Source organism: Kitasatospora sp. NPDC056446 (assembly GCF_042796115.1).
Classification (GTDB): domain Bacteria; phylum Actinomycetota; class Actinomycetes; order Streptomycetales; family Streptomycetaceae; genus Kitasatospora.
The window spans coordinates 1-23,834 of the sequence record NZ_JBHTRF010000108.1; the positions used below are offsets into that span (position 1 = coordinate 1).

Annotated in this window: 20 protein-coding genes; 9 read left to right on the top strand and 11 right to left on the bottom strand. The window is 74.1% G+C overall.

The genetic code is table 11. The features are described 5' to 3' along the window. Window positions 1–78: 78 nt before the first annotated feature. The 3 genes from ACFQ6N_RS37210 to ACFQ6N_RS37220 all read right to left on the bottom strand — a co-directional run bounded on the left by ACFQ6N_RS37210 (window position 79) and on the right by ACFQ6N_RS37220 (window position 2,680). Window positions 79–735 (bottom strand): HAD family hydrolase, encoded by a 657-nt coding sequence (locus ACFQ6N_RS37210; RefSeq protein WP_380658541.1) that lies wholly within the window; start codon window positions 733–735, stop codon window positions 79–81. Window positions 736–869: 134 nt separating this feature from the next. After that, a complete protein-coding gene (locus ACFQ6N_RS37215) occupies window positions 870–1,379 on the bottom strand; it encodes a DUF6912 family protein (RefSeq protein ID WP_380658542.1) in 510 nt (169 codons plus the stop codon). Window positions 1,380–1,495: 116 nt separating this feature from the next. Next, on the bottom strand, window positions 1,496–2,680 hold the full coding sequence (locus ACFQ6N_RS37220; RefSeq protein WP_380658543.1) for a patatin-like phospholipase family protein: 1,185 nt from the start codon (window positions 2,678–2,680) through the stop codon (window positions 1,496–1,498). Window positions 2,681–3,034: 354 nt separating this feature from the next. Between ACFQ6N_RS37220 and ACFQ6N_RS37225 the strand changes: the two genes are divergently transcribed. After that, window positions 3,035–3,550 carry an Rv3235 family protein gene (locus ACFQ6N_RS37225; RefSeq protein ID WP_380658544.1) on the top strand — a complete coding sequence of 172 codons (516 nt, stop codon included), beginning with the start codon at window positions 3,035–3,037 and terminating at the stop codon, window positions 3,548–3,550. Between the two features lie 77 nt (window positions 3,551–3,627). Here the strand turns inward: ACFQ6N_RS37225 and secA are convergent, their stop codons facing one another. Then, on the bottom strand, window positions 3,628–6,390 hold the full coding sequence (gene secA / locus ACFQ6N_RS37230; protein ID WP_380658545.1) for a preprotein translocase subunit SecA: 2,763 nt from the start codon (window positions 6,388–6,390) through the stop codon (window positions 3,628–3,630). Window positions 6,391–6,632: 242 nt separating this feature from the next. Between secA and ACFQ6N_RS37235 the strand changes: the two genes are divergently transcribed. Together ACFQ6N_RS37235 and ACFQ6N_RS37240 are read left to right on the top strand one after the other, a co-directional pair. Next, window positions 6,633–7,190, top strand: coding sequence for a GNAT family N-acetyltransferase (locus ACFQ6N_RS37235; RefSeq protein ID WP_380658546.1), 558 nt, complete (start codon window positions 6,633–6,635; stop codon window positions 7,188–7,190). A 176-nt stretch (window positions 7,191–7,366) separates the two neighbouring features. Next, the gene (locus ACFQ6N_RS37240; RefSeq protein ID WP_380658547.1) at window positions 7,367–8,578 is read left to right on the top strand and encodes a winged helix-turn-helix domain-containing protein; all 1,212 of its coding nucleotides are present in this window, start codon (window positions 7,367–7,369) and stop codon (window positions 8,576–8,578) included. Between the two features lie 12 nt (window positions 8,579–8,590). On the opposite strand, the gene ACFQ6N_RS37245 is transcribed toward ACFQ6N_RS37240, so the two are convergent. After that, window positions 8,591–9,343 (bottom strand): response regulator, encoded by a 753-nt coding sequence (locus ACFQ6N_RS37245; protein WP_380658548.1) that lies wholly within the window; start codon window positions 9,341–9,343, stop codon window positions 8,591–8,593. Between the two features lie 206 nt (window positions 9,344–9,549). Continuing rightward, the gene (hpf, locus tag ACFQ6N_RS37250) at window positions 9,550–10,242 is read right to left on the bottom strand and encodes a ribosome hibernation-promoting factor, HPF/YfiA family (RefSeq protein ID WP_380658549.1); all 693 of its coding nucleotides are present in this window, start codon (window positions 10,240–10,242) and stop codon (window positions 9,550–9,552) included. Window positions 10,243–10,612: 370 nt separating this feature from the next. On the opposite strand from hpf, the gene ACFQ6N_RS37255 reads away from it, so the two are divergent. Beyond that, window positions 10,613–11,335, top strand: a complete 723-nt coding sequence (locus ACFQ6N_RS37255) for a ComF family protein (RefSeq protein WP_380658550.1) — start codon at window positions 10,613–10,615, stop codon at window positions 11,333–11,335. A 152-nt stretch (window positions 11,336–11,487) separates the two neighbouring features. On the opposite strand, the gene ACFQ6N_RS37260 is transcribed toward ACFQ6N_RS37255, so the two are convergent. The 3 genes from ACFQ6N_RS37260 to mtrA are packed head-to-tail and all read right to left on the bottom strand — an operon-like array spanning window position 11,488 to window position 16,136. Then, window positions 11,488–13,377, bottom strand: coding sequence for an LpqB family beta-propeller domain-containing protein (locus tag ACFQ6N_RS37260; protein WP_380658551.1), 1,890 nt, complete (start codon window positions 13,375–13,377; stop codon window positions 11,488–11,490). Then, the gene (gene mtrB, locus ACFQ6N_RS37265; RefSeq protein ID WP_380658552.1) at window positions 13,352–15,457 is read right to left on the bottom strand and encodes an MtrAB system histidine kinase MtrB; all 2,106 of its coding nucleotides are present in this window, start codon (window positions 15,455–15,457) and stop codon (window positions 13,352–13,354) included. The genes ACFQ6N_RS37260 and mtrB overlap by 26 nt, the downstream gene beginning before the upstream one ends. 1 nt (window position 15,458) lies before the next feature. Next, on the bottom strand, window positions 15,459–16,136 hold the full coding sequence (mtrA, locus tag ACFQ6N_RS37270) for an MtrAB system response regulator MtrA (protein WP_030247322.1): 678 nt from the start codon (window positions 16,134–16,136) through the stop codon (window positions 15,459–15,461). Between the two features lie 287 nt (window positions 16,137–16,423). Here mtrA and ACFQ6N_RS37275 point away from each other — a divergent pair, with 287 nt between their 5' ends. From ACFQ6N_RS37275 to ACFQ6N_RS37295, 5 genes are all read left to right on the top strand, one after another. Further along, window positions 16,424–17,593: a hypothetical protein gene (locus ACFQ6N_RS37275; RefSeq protein WP_380658553.1), complete on the top strand. Its 1,170-nt coding sequence runs from the start codon at window positions 16,424–16,426 to the stop codon at window positions 17,591–17,593. Window positions 17,594–17,598: 5 nt separating this feature from the next. Further along, the gene (locus ACFQ6N_RS37280; RefSeq protein WP_380658554.1) at window positions 17,599–18,330 is read left to right on the top strand and encodes a DUF4129 domain-containing protein; all 732 of its coding nucleotides are present in this window, start codon (window positions 17,599–17,601) and stop codon (window positions 18,328–18,330) included. Next, window positions 18,327–19,547, top strand: a complete 1,221-nt coding sequence (locus ACFQ6N_RS37285; RefSeq protein WP_380658555.1) for a DUF4350 domain-containing protein — start codon at window positions 18,327–18,329, stop codon at window positions 19,545–19,547. Before ACFQ6N_RS37280 ends, ACFQ6N_RS37285 begins: the two co-directional genes overlap by 4 nt. Next, complete coding sequence (locus ACFQ6N_RS37290; RefSeq protein ID WP_380658556.1) at window positions 19,544–20,557, top strand: AAA family ATPase; 1,014 nt, start codon at window positions 19,544–19,546, stop codon at window positions 20,555–20,557. Before ACFQ6N_RS37285 ends, ACFQ6N_RS37290 begins: the two co-directional genes overlap by 4 nt. A 153-nt stretch (window positions 20,558–20,710) precedes the next feature. Then, complete coding sequence (locus ACFQ6N_RS37295) at window positions 20,711–22,021, top strand: DUF58 domain-containing protein (protein ID WP_380658557.1); 1,311 nt, start codon at window positions 20,711–20,713, stop codon at window positions 22,019–22,021. 9 nt (window positions 22,022–22,030) lie between these two features. On the opposite strand, the gene ACFQ6N_RS37300 is transcribed toward ACFQ6N_RS37295, so the two are convergent. Beyond that, window positions 22,031–23,188, bottom strand: a complete 1,158-nt coding sequence (locus ACFQ6N_RS37300; protein ID WP_380658559.1) for an RNA polymerase sigma factor — start codon at window positions 23,186–23,188, stop codon at window positions 22,031–22,033. Window positions 23,189–23,196: 8 nt separating this feature from the next. Next, a complete protein-coding gene (locus ACFQ6N_RS37305; RefSeq protein WP_380658558.1) occupies window positions 23,197–23,604 on the bottom strand; it encodes a YciI family protein in 408 nt (135 codons plus the stop codon). Window positions 23,605–23,834 lie beyond the last annotated feature (230 nt).

Genomic DNA, 23,834 nt, shown 5'->3' on the forward strand with positions numbered 1-23,834 from the left:
CGTGGCGCCCGCCACGTCCGCCGCCCGCGTTCCGCGCTTCGGTTCCGCGCCGCCGAACGGTTCCGCGCCGCCGAACGGCTACCCGGCCAGCCGGCCGGCCAACTCGACCGCCTCGGCCAGCGAGTCCACCACCGGGACGCCGATCGGCTCCAGCTTCTCCCGGGTGTGCGAACCGCCGGTGTACAGCACCGCGTGCGCCCCGACGCTCAGCGCCGCCAGGGCGTCGTCGGCAGCGTCGCCGATCAGCACCGTACGGGCCGGGTCCACCCGCTCGCCGAGCGCGGCCAGGTGCCGGACCAGGTGCTCCGCCTTCTGCCCGCCGGCCGGGCCGCTGCGGCCGTCCACCCGCAGGAAGTGGCCGGTCAGGCCGAAGGTGTCGACCAGCGGCACCAGCTGCTCGTGCACGTACAGCGACAGCAGCGACTGGCTGTGCCCGGCCGCCTGCCAGCCGGCCACCAGGTCGCGCGCACCGGCCGTCAGCCCGCAGGCCGGGCTCAGCTCGCGGTAGCGGTCGTGGAAGGCGTCGTCCAGCTTCAGCCACTCCTCCGCGGAGGGCTCCCGGCCGAGCAGCCGCTGGTAGAACCGCGGAATCGGGATCTCGTACTGCTCCCGGTACTCCTGGAGGCTCATCGGCCCGACGCCGATGGTCTCGAAAGCGGCGTTGCTGGCCCCGAGCACCGCCTCCATGTCATGGAAGAGCGTGCCGTTCCAGTCCCAAACGATGTGAGTGCGCACGGGGGACAACGGTAACGCCGGGGGCCGACACGCCGGTAGGGCGGAGGTCACCCGCGCTCAGCCGCACTCAGCCGCACTCAGCCGCACTCAGCCGCACTCACCCGCGCTCACCCGCGAGGGACCGGCGCGTCCGCTCAGGCGAGCAGCGAGGGGATCTCCTGGGTGGCGAACCAGAGCAGGTCGTGGTCCTCGGCGCCGTCCACGGTGAACTGGGCGTCCTGGTCGCCCGCGTCGGCCGCGGCCACCGCCGCCACCGCCGCCGCGACGTCCGTGACCACCTCGGCGTCGGCCACGTCCGCGTGCACCGCGGCCGCCTTGGCCAGCCGCACCGGGCCGGCCAGCACCACCCGGCCGAGCGAGGCCTGGTCCTGGTACTCGTCGCCGGGGAAGGGCCGCACGGCGCCGTCGGCCACGTCCAGCGCCACCACGACCCGGCGGCGCGGGGCGTCCGGGTCGGCGGCCAGCAGCCGCAGGGAGGACTGCGCGGCCCGGTTCAGCGCCGCGTACTCCAGCTCCTCCAGGTCGTCGCTGACGTACCACTCGCGCAGCGCGGGCGTGACGGCGTACGCCGCGGACTGCTCCAGGGCGCCGCCCTCGTGCGCCGCTGCCAGGCCGGTCAGGGTGGTGGGCAGGTACACGCGCATCGGTGGCACTCTCCGGTTCGGTCCAGCGGGCTTCGTCCAGCGGAACGGATTCTCCAGCGCCCCAAGAATAAGCGCCGCCGGACTCCCGTGATCACCTCCGGCCGGGGGCCGACCGATCACCGCACGGCACCCAGCGCCTCCCGGCTGGTGCGCAGGGCGCTCTCCAGGACGGCGCCCCGGCGGGCCGGGTCCATCATGTTCGGGCCCATCACCGCGAGGTCCGCCAGGCTCGGCGCGAGCAGCCGCACCCGGACGCCCTCGGCCCGCAGCAGTGCGGCCTCGCGCAGCAGCTGCCGGGTGACGGCCCGGCGGTAGCGGCTGACCAGCTGCGCCAGCACCCCGCGCGGGCGGTCCCGGGCCCGCCACTCGCGCAACGCGGCCAGGGTGTCGCGCCCGTGGCCGAGCGGACCGGACCGCCCGGACCGCCCGGGCCCGGGGTCCAGCCGCAGCGCCATCGGGGCCAGCACGTACACCTCGTCCAGGCCGCGGCCGAGCATCAGGTCGGCGTTGGTGGCGGACCAGCAGCCGCCGTCCACGTACGCCGAGCCGTCCAGGCGCACCGGCGCGAACCAGCCGGGGATCGCGCAGGAGGCCATCACGGCGTCGGCGACCGCGACCGCCGGGGCGTCCGGGTCACCGAACACCACCCGGTGGCCGCTGCGGTAGTCCACGGCGGCCACCCGCAGCGGCGAGCCCGCCATGGAGTCGGCCGTGGAGCCGGCCGGGGATTCGGCCGGGGGTTGGGCCGGGGGTTCGGCCGGGGGCACCTCCGGTCCCTCGTCCGGTCCCTCGTCCGGGCCCGGCCAGCCGCCCGGGCCGAGGAGGCCGCGCACCAGCTCGCCGACCGGCGCCAGCGAGCCGCGGCCGTGCGGTGCCATCGCCGAGACCATGGTCAGCAGCGGGTACTGGCGCGGGTGCCGGACGGCGTCGCGCAGCAGGCCCGGCGAGCCGATGCCGGCCCGGGGGCGGGGTGGCAGCGCGCCGCCGACGGCGGTGTCGTAGTCGAAGGCCAGCCCGGCCAGCGGGCCGTCGGCGACCGGCAGGCCGCGCTGGTGGTCGCACAGCTGCCCGGCGCTGACCCCGCCGGCCAGCATCGCGGCGAGGATCGCGCCCGCCGAGGTGCCGAGCAGGACGTCGGCCTCGCCCGGCGGGCGGCCGGTGGCCTCCTCGACGGCGCACAGCGCGCCCACCGTCCAGGCCGCGCCGAGCATCCCGCCGCCGCCCAGCACCAGGCCGCGCAGGGGTGTGCCCCCGGCGGGCGGGGCGGTGCCCGCGGCCGCCGGGGCCTGCCCCGCTGCCACCCGTGTCGTCATACCGGCCGCCCGTCGTCGTGGGGGCGGCTGCCCGCTACCCCGCGGTTCCCGGTCAGGCTCCGATGGTGCGCGCCCGGCCCGTGCGACGCAACGCGGTGGCCGGGCCCGGCCACCCGGTCCGCCCAGCCGGAGCGTCCCCTTTCGGGCCGTACGGGCCGCGTCCGCACGTCAACCGGGCGCCTCACAGGCACTGCGCCGGGCCGTCGCCGCATTGGCCGCCTCACCCGGATAGGTGAACTCGGAGCCGGGCTCCGGCCGCCCCGGAAAGGCGTTGCCGGGCCGCCCGGGAGGCCTCCAGCCTGGACCCGTCCGTACCCGCACCACCCCGTCGAGGAGCCCCCCGTGACCGGCCACCCCCACGCCCGCCCGCACCTGCGCCCGTACCGCCGTCCGCGCACCGCCGACGGCGCCTGCGACCCGGTCGCGCGCCGGCCCCGGCACCCGCGCGCCGCCTGCGCCGCCGTCCCCGGCCACCCTGCCCCCGGCTTCCCCGGTCCCGGCCCCGGCCCCGGCCCCGAGCCGACCCCCGGCCACGACCCCCGGGCACTGGCCGCCCGGTTCGCCCACCGGCTGGTCGAGGTGCTCACCGGCGCCCGGCCCTCCGGCCAGCTGATGCGGCACACCAGCATGGACGGCTACGGGCAGCTCGCCTCGCTGGTCCGGGCGGGCGCGCTGCGCCGCGGCGGAGCCGCCGACCGGCCCCGGCTGGGCCCGGTGCACGACCGCTCGCCCTCGCCCGACGCGGTCGAGGCCTGCGTCCGGGTCGACCTGGGCCGGCGGCACCACATGGTGGCCTTCCGGCTGGAGCAGCGCGGCCCGGCCGGGCAGTGGCAGTGCACGGCCGTGGAGGCCCGGTGAGCCCGCGCCACCGGGGGACGGCACAGGGCGCCGCCCCCGTCCGGGAGCGGCGCCCTGTGCGGCGTGCCACGGCCTGCTCAGCCCTTGCGGCGACGGCCCTTGGCCGACTTCGCGGCCTTGCGGCGCTCGGCGCGGGTCAGCCCGTCGCCCTCGTCCTCCGGCGCCAGGTCGTCGAAGTCGCCCTCGATGACACCGCCGCCGACCTCGTCCGAGGGGGCCGTGTAGTGCAGCCGCTGCGGCTTCGGGGCCTCCAGGCCCTTGGCCTTGATCTCCGGGCGGGCGGCGTCCTTCTCCAGCTTGTCGAGCACCACCTGGGCGTCCTCGACCGGGACCTCCTCGACCTGCTGCTCGACCTGGACCTCCAGGTTGAACAGGTAGCCGACGGACTCCTCCTTGATGCCCTCCATCATCGCGGTGAACATGTCGAAGCCCTCGCGCTGGTACTCGACCAGCGGGTCGCGCTGCGCCATGGCCCGCAGGCCGATGCCCTCCTGGAGGTAGTCCATCTCGTAGAGGTGCTCGCGCCAGCGGCGGTCCATCACCGACAGCACGACCCGGCGCTCCAGCTCGCGCATGATCTCCTCGCCGAGCTGGTCCTCGCGGGCGCCGTACTGCCCCTGGATGTCCTCCTGGATGGCCTTGATCAGGAACTCGGGGGTCAGCGCGGCCTGCCCCCCGGCCTCCTCCTCCAGCTCGTCCAGGTCCAAGCCCATCGGGTAGAGCTGCTTGAGCGCGGACCAGAGCTTCTCCAGGTCCCAGTCGTCCTCGAAGCCCTCGCCGGTGGCCGCCTTGACGTAGGCCTCGACGGTGTCGTCCATGAAGTGGCCGACCTGCTCCTGGAGGTCCTCGCCCTCCAGCACGCGGCGGCGCTCGCCGTAGATGACCTCGCGCTGGCGGTTGAGCACCTCGTCGTACTTGAGGACGTTCTTGCGGATCTCGAAGTTCTGCTGCTCGACCTGGGTCTGCGCGGAGGCGATCGCGCGGGTGACCATCTTGGACTCGATCGGCACGTCCTCGGGCACGTTGGCCATCGAGAGCACGCGCTCGACCATGCCGGCCTTGAACAGGCGCATCAGGTCGTCGCCCAGCGACAGGTAGAAGCGGGACTCGCCCGGGTCGCCCTGACGGCCGGAGCGGCCGCGCAGCTGGTTGTCGATCCGGCGGGACTCGTGCCGCTCGGTGCCGAGGACGTAGAGGCCGCCGGCCTCCTTGACCTCGTCCTGCTCGGCCTTGACCGAGGCCTTGGCCTTCTCCAGCGCGGCCGGGAAGGCGGCCTCGTACTCGTCCGGGGTCTCGGTCGGGGTGAGCCCGCGCTGCGCCAGCTCGGCCGCCGCGAGGTGGTCGGAGTTGCCGCCGAGCATGATGTCGGTACCGCGGCCGGCCATGTTGGTGGCGACGGTGACGGCGCCCTTGCGGCCGGCCTGCGCGACGATCTGAGCCTCGCGCTCGTGGTGCTTGGCGTTCAGCACCTCGTGCGGGATGCCGCGCTTGCGCAGCTCCTGCGACAGGTACTCGGACTTCTCGACCGACACGGTGCCGACCAGCACCGGCTGGCCCTTCTCGTGCTTCTCGGCGATGTCCTCGACCACGGCGGCGAACTTGGCCGGCTCCGACTTGTAGATCAGGTCGGGCTGGTCGATGCGCAGCGGGTTCTTGTTGGTCGGGATCGGCACCACGCCGAGCTTGTAGATCTGGTGGAACTCGGCGGCCTCGGTGGTGCCGGTACCGGTCATGCCCGCGAGCTTGTCGTACAGGCGGAAGAAGTTCTGCAGGGTGATGGTGGCCAGGGTCTGGTTCTCGTTCTGGACCTCCACACCCTCCTTGGCCTCGATCGCCTGGTGCATGCCCTCGTTGTAGCGGCGGCCGGCCAGGATACGGCCGGTGTGCTCGTCGACGATCATGACTTCGCCGTTCATGACGACGTAGTCCTTGTCCGCCTTGTACAGCTCCTTCGCCTTGATGGCGTTGTTCAGGAAGCCGACCAGCGGGGTGTTCACCGACTCGTAGAGGTTGTCGATGCCGAGGTAGTCCTCGACCCGGGTGACGCCCTCCTCCAGGATGCCGACGGTGCGCTTCTTCTCGTCGACCTCGTAGTCGCGGTCGATCTTCAGCCGCAGCACCAGCTTGGCGAAGTCGGCGTACCACTTCGTCGCCTGGTCGGCCGGGCCGGAGATGATCAGCGGGGTGCGGGCCTCGTCGATGAGGATCGAGTCGACCTCGTCGACGACCGCGAAGTAGTGGCCGCGCTGGACGAGTTCGTCCTTCGACCAGGCCATGTTGTCGCGCAGGTAGTCGAAGCCGAACTCGTTGTTCGTGCCGTACGTGATGTCCATCCCGTACTGGCGCTTGCGCTCGGCGGGCGTCATGTTGCCCAGGATCACGCCGACTTCGAGGCCGAGGAAGCGGTGCACCCGGCCCATCCACTCCGAGTCGCGCTCGGCGAGGTAGTCGTTGACGGTGATCAGGTGGACGCCCTTGCCGGTCAGCGCGTTCAGGTACGCGGGCAGGGTGCCGACCAGCGTCTTGCCCTCACCGGTGCGCATCTCGGCGACGTACCCGTGGTGCAGCGCCGCGCCGCCCATGATCTGGACGTCGTAGTGCCGCTGGCCGAGCACGCGCTTGGCGGCCTCGCGAACGGTGGCGAAGGCCTCGGGGAGGATGTCGTCCAGGCTCTCGCCGTCCGCGAGCCGCTGCTTGTACTCGTCCGTCAGTGCGCGCAGCTCGGCGTCGGTGAGGTTGACGAAGTCCTCTTCGATGGAGTTGACCTGGGCAGCAATCCGCTGCAGCTTGCGAAGGATCTTGCCCTCGCCTGCGCGCAGGATCTTGTCGAAGACGGACACTTGAGCGGGCTCCTTGCCTGTATTGGCACTGGACGACTGCACGGCGGGTTTACCCCACCGCACGGGCCATCGTATGCGAGGAGTCCAATCCCCCGGGAGGTGCGTCAGCACGGTATTCCCGTGTCACCCGCGCGGGCACATGGCCCGATAGCACCGTCCACCGGGACAAATCGCTCTTCGGGCCGGGAATTCGGCCCCATAATCGGATGCCCGCCCTCCTTCCGCGACGGAATAATCCGGTCATGGAACAGCCCCGCACCGAACCGGTCACCCTGGACACCCCGCGCCTGGTCCTGCGCGCCCCGCAGGAATCGGACATCGACGCCGTCTTCGCGGCCTGCCAGGACCCCGAGATCCAACGCTGGACGGTGGTTCCCTCCCCGTACCGGCGCGCGGACGCCGAGTACTTCGTGCGCGATCTCGCCATCGAGGGCTGGCGCACCGGCGCGAACCGGATCTGGTGCGTGTTCGAGCGCGAGTCCGGCGCCCTGGTCGGCTCGCAGGGGCTCGTCCTGCGCGACCACGACCCGCGCTGCGCCGAGGTCGGCTGGTGGGCCGTGAAGGAGTTCCGCGGCCGCGGCTACACCGTCGAGGCCGCCCGCGCGGTCTCCCACTACGGACTGCGCGAGCTGGGCCTGCGCCGCCTGGAGTGGCAGGCCTACGTCGGCAACGAGGGCTCCCGCGCGGTCGCCGAGCGGGTCGGTTACCGCTTCGAGGGCACGCTGCGCTCGTACGCCGAGCAGCGCGGCGTCTTCCACGACGCCTGGGTCTCCTCGCTGCTGGCCACCGACCTGGACTGACCGCGACGCGACCGGGGCCGGGGCCGCACGGGGCCGGCGCCGGCCTTGATCAGCGCCGACCTTGATCGGCGCCGGACTTGGTCGGCACCGGCCTTGATCAGCGCCGACCGGGCCGGCCCCGGGACGGGAAGCCCGGCCCGGGGCCGCTGTCGGTGCCCCGGGCTACGCTCCCCGGCATGACCGCCGCAGCCGCCCACAGCGCCCCCGTCACCGTCCTGAGCGCCGACGACGCCCGCCGGATCGCCCTGCGCGCCCAGGGGCTGCTCGGCGCACCGGACCGCCGGGCCGGGGTCCCCGGGGTGCTGCGGCACCTGGGCGCCGTCCAGCTGGACACCATCTCGGTGCTGGCCCGCTCGCACGAGCTGGTGCCGTACGCCCGTCTCGGCGCGGTCGGCCGCCCGGCCGTGGAGGCGGCGTACTGGGCCGGGGGCACGACCTTCGAGTACTGGTCGCACGCGGCCTGTGTCCTGCCGGTCGAGGAGTGGCCGCTGTTCGCCTTCCGGCGCCGCCGCTACCGCGACCGCGGCGGCCTCTGGGGCCAGCGGGTCTCGCCCGAGACGTACCGGCTGGTGCTCGACAAGCTGCGCGCCGAGGGCCCGTTGACCTCCACCGAGCTGGGCGGCGCCAAGAAGACCGCCGACTGGTGGGACTGGTCCGATACCAAGATCGCGGTCGAGCGGGCGCTGGCCTTCGGCGACGTGGTCTGCACCGAGCGCCGCAGTTGGAAGCGGGTCTACGCACTGGCCGAACAGGCCGTCCCGGCCGCCCTGTTCGGGCAGGACCGGTCGGACGAGGAGTGCGTGCGCACCCTGGTCGCCCAAGCCGGCGCGGCGCTCGGCGTGGCCACCCGGGCCGACCTGCTGGACTACCACCGGCTGCGCGCCGAGGAGTTGGACCCGGTGCTCGCGGACTGCGGGCTCGTCCCGGTCGAGGTGGCCGGCTGGGGTCCGGACGGCGCCCAGGCCCGGGCCTGGGCCGACCCGGCCGCCCTCGCCACTGCCCCGCGCGGCCGCCACCGGACCACGCTGCTCTCGCCGTTCGACTCACTGGTCTGGGACCGCGCGCGCACCGAGCGGATCTTCGGGATGACACACCGGCTGGAGGCCTACACCCCCAAGCACAAGCGGGTGCACGGCTACTTCGCGATGCCGCTGCTGGCCGGCGGCCGTCTGATCGGCCGGGTGGACCCGGCCCGCGAGGGTCGCACCCTGGTCGCCCGGCAGGTCTCGCTGACCGCCGGCGGAGGGCGCGGCACCCGCCCCGTCGAGTCGCTGGCGACGGCCCTGCGCGAGGCCGCCGACTGGGTCGGCTGCGACACCGTGCGGGTCGGGGCGCTGCACGACGAACGGCTGCGCCCCGACCTGGAGAAGCTGCTGACGGACCGGTAGGACCGGCCCGGCTCACCCTATTTCGAGGATCTTCTCCCGCATCGCGTACACCACGGCCTCCATCCTGGAGTGCAGCTGGAGCTTCTCCAGGATGTTGCGCACGTGGTTCTTCACGGTGTTCTCGCTGATGAACAGCTCCTTGGCGATCTCCCGGTTGTTCATCCCGGTCGCCACCAGCTTGAGCACCTCCAACTCCCGGTCGGTGAGCCGGGGTGCGGGCACCAGGTCCCGGTCGTCGGAGCGGCGCTGGATCATCGACTTGAACTCGGTGAGCAGCTTGGAGGCCATCGACGGGCTGATCTGCGACTGCCCGTCGGCGACCGCGCGGATCGCGGTGGCGACCTCGTCGGTGGAGATCTCCTTGAGCAGGTAGCCGGTGGCCCCCGCCTTGATCGCCTCGTAGAGGTCGGCCTCCTCGTCGCTTATCGTCAGCATGATGATCTTGGTGCTGGGCGCCACGTCCTTGATCGCCGTACAGGCCTCGATCCCGCTGCGGCGCGGCATCCGGACGTCCATCAGGATGATGTCGGGCAGCAGGTCGGCGGCCTTCAGCACGGCCTCCGCGCCGTCCCCCGCCTCGCCGACGACCTTGATGTCCGGCTCCTCCGCGAGGACGATCTCCAGACCGCGCCGGAACAGCGCGTGGTCGTCCACCACCAGCACACGGATCGGCTCACCCCGGTGCGGCGCGTACGCGGGCTCCTCCTCCGGCCCCGACGGCAGCCCGGGCCCAGCCGCGGGCCCCAGCCCGAAGTGATCCCCCATCCGCTCCTCCCCCTTCACCGATCGTCGTGCGCCAATCATTCCACGCCCCGCCACCGCCAAGGTCACCCTCCGGCACCGATTCCCCCGCTACGGGTGACCGCTCCCCCCGGCACCCCCGCGCGGGGCGAACCACCGCGCCCCGAAACGCCGGTGACCCCGGAGGCCGCGCGGCCTCCGGGGTCACCCCTCCATCACTGCTCGGACGGTCAGTCCTCGTCGTCGGCCCCGCCGATCGCCCCGCCCGCGCCGCTGCCGGCCCCTGCCGACTGGTCGGTCTGCAGGTGGATGACACCGTAGTTGTAGCCGTGCCGGCGGTAGACGACGCTGGGCAGGCCGCTGTCCTTCTCCACGAACAGGTAGAAGTCGTGGCCGACCAGTTCCATCTCGTAGAGCGCCTGGTCAAGCGCCATGGGGGCGGCCGGGTGCGTCTTCTCCCGGACCACCAGCGGGCCTTCGCCCTCCACTTCCAGGGATCCCATCATGGTCTTGCGGACGGCGCCGTTCGTCTCGCCCGCCGGCGCCGGCTCGGGCAGCGCGGCCAGGGCCGCGGTCGCCTCGGCGACGCTGATCGGAGTACGGCCGTTCGCGCCGCCCTTGTGCACCCGGCGCCGGTCCGCGGACTTGCGCAACTGCGCGTCGAGCTTCGCCGAGGCCAGGTCGAGCGCCGCGTACGGGTCGGCAGCGGCGGCTTCGGCCCGGATCACCGGCCCACGGGTACGGAGAGTGATCTCCACCCGCTCGGACCGGTCGGCCTGCCGCGGGTTGTGCTCCTTGGACACCTCGACGTCGAGGCTGATCACCTTGCCGTCGAACTTCTGGACCTTCTCCAGCTTCTCGGCCACGTGCTCGCGGAACCTCTTGGGCACCTCGGTCTTGCGGCCCTTGACGACGATGTCCACGCAGAACTCCGATCCCTCGTGCTGACGCCGATCCGGGTGCTACCGGATCGGGCTGAGACCCAGCTGGACCAGCCCGTCCACTGCCGGCCCCCCGCCCCCGCCGCCAGCGGCGGGAAACGACTGGCCCTCACCTCACTTCCTCCCCACCAGGGACGGTTGAAACCCCCTGGAGCCTTATCGAACACCTCACACGGGGTTTTCGCCTCCCCGGGCGAGAAGGTGGGTATGACCCGATACTGCGAGTGGGCGGTCAAGCTGGTGCACCCTGTCTACCCTCTCGTGGGTGAAGTAAGGGTAAATACCTGGACAACGCCCCCCATACGGCGCATCCTTTGCTCACTCCCCGTGCCTGTCGCCACCAGGAGCAGCCGTGCCACCGCACCCCTCCCCCACCCGCCCGCCGTCCGCCCAAGGACCGTTCGGCCACGCACTGGCCGGGCTGCTGGACGTCCTGCTCCCCGCGAACTGCGCGGGCTGCGGCAGCGAACGCACCCAGCTCTGCCCGGCCTGCCGGCACGTCCTGGCCACCGCGCGGCCCGGCCCCACCCTGCTGCCCTGGGCACACGCCGCCGCCCCCTACACCGACCCGGTCCGGCAGTTGCTGCTCGCGCACAAGGAGCGCGGCGCGCTGCGGCTGGCCGGCCCGCTCGGCGAGGCCCTCGGCCGGGCGGTGCGCTCCGCCCTGGGGTCACGGGCCGGGGCCGCGCCGCTGCTGCTGGTGCCGATGCCCTCGGCCCGCTCGGCCGTGCGCGCCCGCGGCCACGACCCGACGCTGCGGCTGGCCGGGGCCGCCGCCCGTTCGCTGCGCCGGGCCGGCCTGGACGCCCGGGCCGCGCCACTGCTGCGGCACGCCCGTCCGGTCGCCGACCAGACCGGGCTGAACGCCGCCGAGCGCCGCCGCAACCTGCACGGCGCGCTCACCGTGCTGCCGTGCGTCCGGGCGGGCCTGGCGGGCCGTCATCGCGTCCTGGTGGACGACCTGGTGACCACCGGGGCCAGCCTGGCCGAGGCCGCCCGGGCCCTGGCCGACGCCGGGCTGCCGGCCCGGGCCGGGGCCACGGTCGCGGCCACCGCGGCGCACCCGCCGGCCTGACGGCCCACCAGGCCAGCCAGGCGCAGCAGGCCGACCAGGCCGACCGGGCCCACCAGGCACAGCAGGCCCGCCGGGCCGCCGAGGGACCCACCGCACCCCCGAGCCGGGCGGCGCGTCGGATCCGACCCCGCGTCAGCCCGCGTAACCGCGCCTCAGCCCGCGTAGAAGAAGGACCGCGGCTTGTCGATCAACGGGGCCTCCCGCCACTGGTTGCTGACCAGCCGGTAGGCCTTGAGCTCGCCCGGCTTGCCGTCCCCCTGCTTGACCTCCGCCATCGCGAGCACCGGCGGAGCCTGGATCAGGCTGTCCCCCCGGGACTCCGAAGCCGCGACGGTCATCATGCTCTCGGCGCTCTGCAGCTGGGTGTCCGTGCTCTGCGAGCCGTCGGTGCTGATGAAGTAGAGCTGCTGGGTCCGGTCGGCCTCCTTGCCGAGCACCAGCAGCTGGTCGGTCTCCGCCCAGGACACCGAGGCGACGTCGGTGAGCGTGGGGGCGGCCCGGCGCAGCCCGGTGATCTTCACGGTCGGCGCCTGCGGGGTGCCGCCGTGCACCACCAGGCCGAACATCAGCGAGCGGATGGCCACGCCCGGGGTCTTGACCACCAGGGCGACCCGGACGCCGTCCGAGGAGATCTTCAGCGCCTGTACGGTCTGCCCGGTCAGCCCCTCGACGGGCGCGGTGTACGACTTGTTGCCGCGCACCATCACGACCCGCCCCTGCTGGCCGCGGTCCACCACCCAGAGGTCGCCGCGGCCGTCCCAGCTGGGCGAGGCGAAGCCGTCCTCCTTGTCGCCGGGCTTCGCCGGCGAGCTGAGCACCGGGTCGCCCAGGGCGACCGCGCTGTCGCTCAGCTGCACCGAGTAGACCTGGTGGCCGTCGTCGCTGATCACGGCGGCCTGGGCACCGCCCCGGCTGACCGCGATGGCGCCGAACGGCTTGCTGTTCGACTGCGGCTTGCCGAGGACCCCGTGGACCACGTCGCCGGGACGTCCCTCGTCGGTCGCGACCAGGGCGCCGTCGGCGCGCTGGTAGTACTGCGTCGCGGGCGTCGGCCCGGCCAGGGCGCCGGGTCCGGTGGCCGGCGCGTCGGTCCGGCTGGCGGTGCAGGAGCCGCGCTGGCCCTTCAGCTCCAGCCGGTCGACCTGGCCCTTGCCCTGGTCGGCGAGGGTGTAGAAGAGCTGGGTGGCCATCCGCCGGCAGGCCATCGGCTCGCTGAGGTCGCCCCCGCCGAGCTGCACGTGGGCGATCCGGCCGTCGTCGATGGTGACCCGGTCGACCGTGGCACCGGTCGGGAAGGCCGTCCGGACCACCGGCGAGAGCCAGGTCGAAGGCCCGTCGACCAGGGCGCGGGCGGCCGAGGTCAGCGGGTCTATTCGGCGCCGCAGGTAGATCGGGTCGGCGACCAGCACCTCTTGGCCGACGTTCCCGGAGGCCACCGCGGACGGGTCCGGAGCGGTGTAGAAGAACCGCTCGACCTGCCGGAAGCTGTTCCGGAAGTTCGTCTCGTTCATGATCACGCCGGGCGGCAGCCGGTCGATCCGCCACTCGCCGTCCTTCTCCCGGACGAAGGTGAAGTCGGACGAGACGTTGTTGTTCTGCCCGGCCACCAGCAGGTACGAGTGCTTCTCGTCGACGCTGGCGACCAGCTGCCCGCTCACCGTCACCGAGACCAGGGCGTCCGCGTCGGTGACGTCCTGGCCGCTCGGGATGGTCGTGGACGAGAGCACCCGGATCCCGGCCTCCGGCTTCCAGGCCGCCGCGGCGGCCTCGGTGAGGTACTTGCGCGCCGTCTCGTACCCCTCGTCGGCGGTCACCGCGTCCAGGAACCCGGTCAGCAGCTCGCGCGGCTTGGCGCCCTTGCCGGGCGCCACCGGGTAGACCCTGGCCTGAAGGTTCTTGTCGGCCGCACCCTGGGACAGCTCCACCTTGGTGATGCCGCCGGAGTCGGGCATGGCCGCGCAACCGCTCGCCACCAGCGCGCCGAGGAGCGCGCCGACCACCGCGAGGAGCCGCGGCTCAGTCCTGTTGCTCGTCCTTCGCACGCTGCGACCCCTCCAGGTCCGTCCCACCCGTCGCGTCCGGCTCCGCCGTCCGCTGCGCCACCGACGGCCGGCCGGGCGTCGGGTCCACCATGACCTGGGCGCCGGTCGCCCCGTAACCGGCTCCCACCGCCCGCACGTCCGAGGGGTCCGAACGCGGTCCCTCGGGCAGCCGGCTCCGACCGAGGCCCGGGCCGACGTTCAGTACTCCGCCGAGGCCGCTGCCGAATCCTCCGCCGGCGCCCTCCGGCGCCCCCGCCTGGTCCTCGGCGGCGGTCATCGCCGTCGAGCCGCCCGGGCTGATCGCCCGCCGGTACGGCGTGCCGTAGGTGCCCAGGCCCCGGTTGTTGCGGGAGTCCTCCGGTTCCAGCCGGAACGGCGCCCGGGAGATCTCGCCGCCCCGGGTGCGCGGCAGGGTCAGCCGGAAGTGCGAGCCGCCTCCGGGCTCGCCCCAGGCCTGGAGCCAGCCGCCGTGCAGATGGGCGTCCTCGACGGCGATGGACAGGCCGAGGCCGGTGCCGCCGGTGGTCCGCACCCGGGACGGGTCGGCCCGCCAGAAGCGGTGGAACACCCGGGACGCCTCGCCCGGCTTGAGGCCGATGCCGTAGTCGCGCACGCCGACCGCGACGGCGCCGTCCGCCGAGCCCAGCCGGACCACCACGTCGCGGCCCTCGCCGTGCTCCAGCGCGTTGACCACCAGGTTGCGCAGGATGCGCTCGATCCGGCGGGAGTCCACCTCGGCGACCACCGGTTCACCGTCGCCGCGGATCACGATGGCGCTGCCCTTGGCCTGCGCCAGCGGATCGGCGGCTTCGACGACCCGGCCGACGATCTCCCGCAGGTCGACCGGCTCGCCGTCCAGGATGGCGGCGCCGGCGTCGAAGCGGCTGATCTCCAGCAGGTCGGCGAGCAGCGACTCGAAGCGGTCCAGTTGGCCCTGCAGCAGCTCCGCCGAGCGGGCCGCCATCGGGTCCAGGTCCTCGCGGCTGTCGTAGATGAGGTCGGCGGCCATCCGGACCGTGGTCAGCGGGGTGCGCAGCTCGTGCGAGACGTCCGAGACGAAGCGCCGCTGCACCCGGGACAGCTCCTCCAGCTGGCGGATCTGCGCCTGCAGGGCGTTGGCCATCCGGTTGAACGACTCCCCGAGGCGGGCGATGTCGTCCGTTCCGGTGACCTTCATCCGCTCTTCCAGGTGCCCGTCGGCGAGCCGCTCGGAGATCCCGGCGGCCATCCGGACCGGGGTGACCACCTGGCGCACCACGACCCAGGCGATGCCGCCCATCAGGATCACCACGAACACGCCGGCGGTCGCCAGGGTGCCGGTGACCAGGTTGAGGGTGTCGGTCTCCTGGCCGAAGGAGAACACGTAGAACATCTGGTAGCTGTTCCCGGCCGGGCCGATGAACTGCATGCCGAGGGCCAGCCCGGGCTCGGACTGCCCGCCGCTCTCGGGCGAGCGGTGGATCCGGGTCGGCTGGTCGAACATCTGGCCCGACTCGGCGACGAGCCTGGCCCGCAGGGTGTCCGGGATACTACTGGGCTGGATGTCGCCCGAGTAGCGCGGCGCGAAGCCGGCCGTGTCCGGGACGACGGCGCCGGTGCCGGGGGCCATCGCGATCACCGAGTAGACGGTCTGCCCGCTCCCGGCCAGGTCGTTGACCTGGCGCAGCAGCCAGGTGCCGGTCTCGTCGACGGTCGGGTCGGCGGTGCCCCGCAGCTTCTGGTCCCTGGCCTCGTCGATCTTCTTCTGCTCGACCTGGAAGCCGATCCTGGCCTGTGCCCGGGCCGCGTCCGTCTTGGTGCCGAGCAGGCCGGTGCGCACCTGCGCCACCACGACCACGCCCAGCACCAGGACCACCGCGATGGAGGCCAGCAGTGACACCGCGACCACGCGCAGCTGGATCGACCGCCGGTACAGCGCGGTCACCCGGTGCGTGGGGCGGCGCAGCTGACGCTTCAGGAGTCCGAGCACGCCGGACGGGCCGCGCCGGCGGCGGGTGGTCGAACTCAGCACGTCCCCGCGCACGGCTTCGGCCCCGTCGGTCGCGGTACCCGACGGGGTCTCGTCAGCCCGTTCCGTCACGTCAGCTGGGTCCGGCCTTGTAGCCGACGCCGCGGACGGTCACCACGATCTCCGGGCGCTCCGGGTCCTTCTCGATCTTGGAGCGGAGGCGCTGGACGTGGACGTTGACCAGTCGGGTGTCCGCCGCGTGGCGGTAGCCCCAGACCTGCTCCAGCAGCACCTCGCGGGTGAAGACCTGCCAGGGCTTGCGGGCCAGCGCGACCAGCAGGTCGAACTCCAGCGGGGTCAGCGGGATGCCCCGGCCGTCCCGCTTCACCGAGTGGCCGGCCACGTCGATCACCAGGTCGCCGATGGTCAGCTGCTCGGGCGTCGGCTCCTCGGCCCGGCGCAGCCGGGCACGCACCCGGGCCACCAGCTCCTTGGGCTTGAACGGCTTGGTGACGTAGTCGTCGGCACCCGACTCCAGGCCCACCACGACGTCGACCGTGTCGGTCTTCGCGGTCAGCATGACGATCGGGATCCCGGACTCCGCCCGGATCTGGCGGCATACGTCGATGCCGTCCCGACCGGGCAGCATCAGGTCAAGCAGGACCAAATCGGGCTTGGTCTCCCGGAACGCGGCTAGTGCCCTGTCCCCATCCGCGACGAAAAACGGCTCAAAACCCTCACCCCGCAGCACGATACCGAGCATCTCGGCCAGTGCGGAGTCGTCATCAACGACGAGGACGCGTCCCTTCATGGGTCCATCCTCTCATTACCGGATTGTGACCTGCCGCACAGCAGTGCCAATGCTCCAGAACGGCCAACTCCCGCACCGTCGCATTCCGGCCATACCGGGCGAATGCCCCCCGTCCGAGCGCCGTCGAACCGTCCTCGGCACGCCGCCCGCCCCACCGCGCGCCCCCGTTGCCGATCAGCAACCGGATCCCCATCGGGCCTGCTGCGGCCCCATGGCACGATGGGCGCTGCGCGCGGGCGGAAGATCCGTCCGCAACCGCGCCCATGACGCCCCTCCGAGGAGCAGTGATGACCGACACTCCGGGCTGGGCCTCGCCCGGCTCGTCCGAGCCGCCCCGCGACGAGCCCCGGCCCCCGGTCGACGCGCCCGCCGCCGCGCCCGGGCCGTCGGTACCACCGCAGGCCGTCCCCGGCCGGAACGAGCAGCAGGGCCACCACGTCCCGCCGCAGTGGGGCCGGCAGCCCGACGGCCACCGCCCGTACGGCTGGGGCGCGCCGCAGAGCCCCCGGCCCGGTGTCATCCCGCTGCGCCCGCTCAGCATCGGAGAACTGCTCGACGGCGCCGTCGGCACCGTCCGCCGGCACTGGCGGACCGTCCTCGCCCTCTCGCTCGGCATCGCCGTGATCGCCCAGGGCGGGGCCGTCCTGGTGGACCTCGTGGTCAAGGGCAAGACCGGCACCGCCACCCAGACCCTGCGGCTGATCGCCGCCCTGCCCCTGCAACTGCTCCTCGACGTGCTCGCCGCCGCACTGCTCACCATCGTGGTGAGCCGCGCCATCCTCGGCTGCACCGCGAGCGCCGGGGACGCCTGGCGCGACGCCCGCCCGCGGCTGTTCCAGCTGCTCGGGCTCACCCTGCTCACCGTCCTGATGGGCCCCGGGGTGGCGCTGCTCGGCTTCGCGCCGCTGATCGGCTACGACGCCGGCGGCTCCAAGGAGCCCGTGACCACCGCCCTGCTGTTCCTCGTCGGCCTGCTGGCCCTGCCGGTCGCCGCCTGGCTGTGGGTCCGCTACAGCCTCGCCGCGCCCGCCCTGATGCTGGAGAAGCAGGGCGTCACCACGGCCCTGTCGCGCTCGCGGCGCCTGGTCCGCGGCTCCTGGTGGCGGGTCTTCGGCATCACCCTGCTGGCCAAGCTGCTGTCGCTGATGGTCGCGGTGGTCATCGCGATCCCGTTCCGCTTCATCGGCCTGCTGCTGGGCTTCGACAGCCTCGACCGCCAGGGCCTGACCGACTCCGCCCACCAGGGCGTCGGCATGGTCGTCGTGATGGCGATCGCCGGAATCATCGCCGGCGCCCTCACCATCCCCTTCATGGCCGCCGTCGGCGTGCTGGTCTACGTCGACCAGCGGATCCGCCGCGAGGCCCTGGACATCGAGCTCGCCCGGGCCGCCGGCCTGCCCGAGTACGGCGGCGCCGGCTGGGGCGAGCCGACCGCCCAGACACCGGCGAGGCGCTGAACCGGATGCCTACCTGGGGGGACAGGCTCCTCGCCGCGAGCGGCGCCCCGGTCACCGTCCCGCGCGACCCGGCGCGGGACGCCGCCCGTGACGAGCTGCTCAACGCGGAGTACCACAAGAACGACCCGTCGATCCTGCAACGGGCCATGGACTGGTTCTACGACCACATCACCGGCGCGCTCGACAGCATCTCCGGCGACGGCACCGACGGCACCACCGGCCTGGTGCTCTTCCTGCTCGTCGCCGTGCTGATCGCCGCCGCGCTCTGGTGGCGCCTCGGCGCGCCCCGGCGCGCCGCCCGCACCATCGGGGACGTGTACGGCGTCGAGGGCCCGCGCAGCGCCGCGCAGTACCGGGCGGACGCCGCCGGGCACGCCGCCGCCGGCCGCTGGACCGAGGCCGTCCGCGAGCAGATGCGCGCCCTGGTCCGCGCGCTGGAGGAGCGCACCCTGCTCGACTCCCGCCCCGGCCGGACCGCCGACGAGGCCGCCGCCGAGGCCGGCCGGGCCCTGCCCGAGCACGCCGCCGCACTGGCCGCGGCCGCCCGCGCCTTCGACGACATCGCGTACGGCGAACGCACCGCCGACCAGGCCGCCTACCGGCTGCTGCACGAGCTCGACCGGACCCTGGAGCGCACCCGGCCGGTCCTCTCACCGGACACCGCCAAGGCCGCCGCTCCACCCGCCGCCTCCGCCCCGTCCTCCGCCCCGACGTCGGCTTCGGGAGGAGCGGCATGACCGGTACCGTCCCCGCGCCCCGGCCGGCCGCCGAGGCGCCCTCCGGCGCCGCCCCCAGCAGCCTCGCCCCCACCGCGCGCGGGCTGTGGCGCCGGGCCCGCTGGTACCTGGCCTTCCTCGCCGCCGTCCTGGTCGGCGCCCTCGCCGTGACGGCCCTCGACCAGGACCACAGCTACCCGCCGCTCGACCCCCGCTCGTACGACCACGACGGCACCCACGCCGTCGTCACGCTGCTCGAACAGCAGGGCCTCACCACCGGCGTCGCCACCGACCCGACCACCGGCCCGGCCGGTCCCGACACCCTGGTGCTGCCCGAGCCCGACCTGCTCGACCCCGCCCAGCTGCGCGCCGTCGCGGCCGCCCGGCACCGGCGACTGGTCCTGGTCGCCCCGGGCCCGGGCGCCCTCTCCGCGCTCGCCCCCGGCATCCGGATGTCCGAGGAGGACGGCGGCCTCCCGTACGCCTCCGTCCGCGGCACCGAGCCGGGCTGCCCGCTCGCCGAGGCCGTCCGGGCCGGCGGCGCCCAGCTGGGCGGCACGCTCTACACCAGCGGCAGCCGCGGCGAGGGCTGCTACCAGCGCGGCCACGGCTACCCGCTGGTCCGCACCCCGGTCGACGGCGGCGACGTCATCGTGCTCGGCACCGGCGCCTTCCTGCGCAACGACGAGCTCGGCAAGGACGGCAACGCCTCCCTCGCGCTCGGCCTGCTCGGCTCGCAGCCCCGCGTGACCTGGCACCTGCCCGACTACTCCGCCCCGCTCGCCGAGGGCACCCAGCCCAGGACCTTCGGCGACTACATCCCGAACGGCTGGCACTGGGCCTACTACCAGCTGGTCGTCGCCGCGGCACTCGCCGCGCTCTGGCGCGGCCGCCGGCTCGGCCCGGTGGTCGCCGAGGACCTGCCGGTGGTGGTCCGCGCCTCCGAGACGACCGAGGGCCGCGCCCGGCTCTACCGGCGGGCCAAGGCCCGCGGCCGCGCCGCCGATGCCCTGCGCCGCGCCGCGGTCCACCGCCTCGCCCCGGCCCTGGGCGTCCCGCTCCGGGCCGGCGCACCCGACCCCGACGCGTTCTGCGCGGCCGTGGCCGACCGCCTCCCCGACCGGCCCGCCGGGGACGTCCGGGCGCTGCTGTTCGGCCCGCCCCCGACCGACGACGGCGCGCTGCTGCGGCTCGCCGACGACCTCGACACCCTCGAAAGGCAGGTACGGAACCCGTGACCGACCAGGCAACCGCCCAGCTCCGCACCGTTCCCGGCACGGCGACCGCTACCCCCGGCGGCACCGACCCGCGGGCGGCGCTGACCGCCCTGCGCGCCGAGATCGGCAAGGCCGTGGTCGGCCAGGACGCCGCCGTGACCGGGCTCGTGGTCGCACTCCTGTGCGGCGGCCACGTCCTGCTGGAGGGCGTCCCCGGTGTCGCCAAGACCCTGCTGGTCCGCACCCTCTCCACCGCGCTCAGCCTGGAGACCAAGCGCATCCAGTTCACCCCCGACCTGATGCCCGGCGACGTCACCGGCTCGCTCGTCTACGACGCCCGCACCGCCGAGTTCTCCTTCCAGCCCGGCCCGGTCTTCACCAACCTGCTGCTCGCCGACGAGATCAACCGCACCCCGCCGAAGACCCAGGCGGCGCTGCTGGAGGCCATGGAGGAGCACCAGGTCACGGTGGACGGCGTGCCGCGCCCGCTGCCCGCGCCGTTCATGGTCGCCGCGACGCAGAACCCGGTCGAGTACGAGGGCACCTACCCGCTGCCCGAGGCCCAGCTGGACCGCTTCCTGCTCAAGCTGATCCTGCCGCTGCCCGACCGCGACCAGGAGTTCCAGGTCCTCTCCCGGCACGCCTCCGGCTTCGACCCCCGCGACCTCGCCGCGGCAGGCGTCCGCCCGGTCGCCGGGCCCGAGGACCTGGCCGCCGCCCGGGCGCAGATCGCCGAGCTGACCGTCGCCCCCGACGTCCTCGCCTACATCGTCGACCTCTGCCGGGCCACCCGGCAGTCCCCGTCGCTGTCCATCGGCGTCTCCCCGCGCGGCGCCACCGCCCTGCTGGCCGCCTCGCGGGCCTGGGCCTGGCTGGCCGGCCGCGACTACGTCACCCCGGACGACGTCAAGGCGCTCGCCCTGCCCACCCTGCGGCACCGGGTCGCGCTGCGCGCCGAGGCCGAGATGGAGGGCGTCACCGCCGACTCCGTCATCCAGGCCGTCCTCGCCCAGACGCCCGCACCCCGCTGATCCCCCCGGTCCGGCCGGCCCGGTCTGCTGCCCGACCCACCCGACCTACCTGATCCACCGCCCGTTTCCCGTCACCCGTCCCCGGCCCGGACCACCCGTCCGGGACCACCGTTCAGGGACGCCGGGTGACGGGTCTCCGAAGGAGCGCACCGCATGGCCCTCACCGGGCGAACCGCCCTGCTCGCCGCACTCGGCGCGCTCGTCGTGGGCCTGCTGCTGCCGTCGGCGACCGGGATCTGGCTGGTCACCGGCGCGGTCCTGCTCGCCGTCGTGGCCGACCTGGTGCTCGCCGCCCCCGTCCGCGAGCTGCGGTTCGGGCGAGGCGGCGACACCAGCGTCCGGCTGGGCGAGGCCGTGCCCGTCGAACTGACCGTCACCAACCCGTCCGGGCGCCTCCTGCGAGCCCTGGTCCGTGACGCCTGGGCCCCGTCCGCCTGGCGCCCCGGCACCGCCGAGGCCGCCTCCCGGCACACCCTGGCCGTCCCCGGCGGCGAACGGCGCCGGGTCGTCACCCTGCTCACCCCGACCCGCCGCGGCGACCACCACGCCCACCGGGTCACGGTCCGCTCGTTCGGCCCGCTCGGCCTGGCCGCCCGCCAGGGCTCGCACCTCGTCCCCTGGACGGTCCGCGCGCTGCCCCCGTTCGCCAGCCGCAAGCACCTGCCGTCGAGGCTGGCCCGGCTGCGCGAACTCGACGGCCGTACCTCGGTGCTGACCCGCGGCCAGGGCACCGAGTTCGACTCCCTGCGCGAGTACCTGCCCGGCGACGACGTCCGCTCCATCGACTGGCGCGCCAGCGCCCGCCGGAACACCGTCGCCGTCCGCACCTGGCGCCCGGAACGCGACCGGCACATCCTCGTCGTCCTCGACACCGGCCGCACCTCGGCCGGCCGGGTCGGCGACGCCCCCCGGCTGGACGCCGCGCTCGACGCGGCCCTGCTGCTGACCGCCCTCGCCACCCGTGCCGGCGACCGCGTCGACCTGCTCGCCCACGACCTCCGCAAGCGCGCCGCCGTGGCCGGCTGCTCGGCCCACGAGGTCCTGCCAGCCTTCACCGACGCGATGGCCGGTCTGGAACCCGCGCTGCACGAGACCGACATGCGCTCGCTGGTCTCCACGGCCCTCAGGATGACACCGCAGCGCTCCCTGGTCGTCCTGCTCACCGGCCTCGACGCGGCGCCCGTCGAGGACGGCCTGCGCCCGCTGCTGCCGCTGCTCACCAAGCGCCACGAGGTCGTCCTCGCCGCCGTCGCCGACCCGCAGTTGGACGTCCTCGCCGGCGGTCGCGGCACCGTCGAGGCGGTCTACGGCGCGGCAGCCGCCGAACAGACCCGCGCGGACCGCCGGGCCACCGCCGACCGCCTCACCCGCCACGGCGTCACCGTCCTCGACGCGCCACCCGCGCAGATCGCCCCGGCCCTGGCCGACACCTACCTGGCACTGAAGGCCGCCGGCCGCCTCTGACGGGCCCGTTCAGCGCGTCCGACGATCCCTCACCTCCGTGTTCAACCGGGCGGCCTGACGTATCAGATGGTCCCGCTCGGCGAGGTTGGGCGCCCGGTGGGCGGCCTCGGCGTACAGCCGCGCCGCGGTCTCCGGATCACCGTCGCGCTCGTGGAGGTAGGCCGCCACCGCGGCCCGGCGGGGCAGCGCCTCGTCCAGTTCCGCGAGCGCCGCCAGCCCGGCCCGCGGCCCGTCGGCCTCCCCGACGGCCACCGCGCGGTTCAGCCGGACGACCGGGCTGTCGGTCAGCCGCAGGAGCTCGTCGTACCACTCGACGATCTGCACCCAGTCCGTCTCCTCGGCGGTGGGCGCGTCCGCGTGGAGCGCCGCGACGGCGGCCTGCGCCTGGAACTCCCCCAACCGGTCCCGGGCCAGGGCCGTCTGAAGGATCGCCACCCCCTCGGCGATCGCCCCCGTGTCCCACGTCCCCCGGTCCTGCTCGGCCAGCGGCACCAGGCTGCCGTCGGCGGCCGTCCGGCCCGCCCGCCGAGCGTGGTGCAGCAGCATCAGGGCGAGCAGTCCCGACACCTCGGGGTGGTCGATCACCACCGCGAGCTGCCGGGTCAGCCGGATGGCCTCGGCGGCGAGGTCGACGTCCCCGGAGTAGCCCTCGTTGAAGACCAGGTAGAGGACGCGCAACACGGTGGCGACATCGCCGGGCCGGTCGAACCGCACGGCGGAGACGGTGCGCTTGGCCCGGCTGATGCGCTGCGCCATGGTCGCCTCGGGCACCAGGTAGGCCTCGGCGATCTGCCGGGTGGTCAGCCCGCCGACCGCCCGCAGCGTGAGCGCGACCGCCGAGGAGGGAGTCAACGACGGGTGGGCGCACAGGAAGTAGAGCCTGAGCGTGTCGTCCAGCTCGGACGTTCGGCCCGGCTCCGGCTCCCGGTCGACCAGTTCCTCGCGCCGGCGGCGCGCGGTGTCCGACCGGGCCGCGTCCAGGAACTTGCGCCAGGCCACGGTGACCAGCCAGCCCTTCGGATCCCGCGGCGGATCGGCCGGCCAGACCCGGACCGCCTCGACCAGGGCCTCCTGTACGGCGTCCTCGGCCGCCGCGAAGTCGGCTCCGCGGCGGCCGAGGATCCCGAGCACTCCCGGTGTGAGACTCCGGAGCAGTGCCTCGTCCATCGGGGAGGTCACTCCGTGATGGTGGGCGGCGCGGCCAGGAACGGACGCAGCTCCAGCCACTCGTGGATCGGCTTCCCGCCCGCCCCGGGAGCGGCCGACAGTTCGCCGGCCAGCTCGACGGCACGCTCATAGCTGTCGACGTCGATCACCATCCAGCCGGCGATCAGGTCCTTGGTCTCCGCGAACGGACCGTCGGTCACCGGCGGACGGCCCTCGCCGTCGTACCGGACCCACGTCCCCTCGGGCGCGAGCGCCTGGCCGTCGACGAACTCGCCGGTCTTCTCCAGCCGGGCCGCGAACTCCTGCATGTACCCGATGTGCGCCGTGACCTCCTCCGGCGTCCACTGGTCCATCGGCACGCAGTTGATCGCTTCCGGGGCGCCCCGGTAGTGCTTGAGCAGCAGGTACTTGGCCATCGTGCTTCTCCCTCGGTGCTGATGCGACCCATTGTGGTCGCGCTCACCCCGGGGACGGAGCAGGCCACGGGTTCTCGACATCGCCGGCCGAGATTTTTTTGCGCTCCGGAGGCCCCGAAGCGGGCAGGAGAAGGCCCCGGAAACGCGAAAAACCCCCATCCGGATACCGGATGGGGGTTTTTCTGAATGATTGTTCGGCGGCGTCCTACTCTCCCACAGGGTCCCCCCTG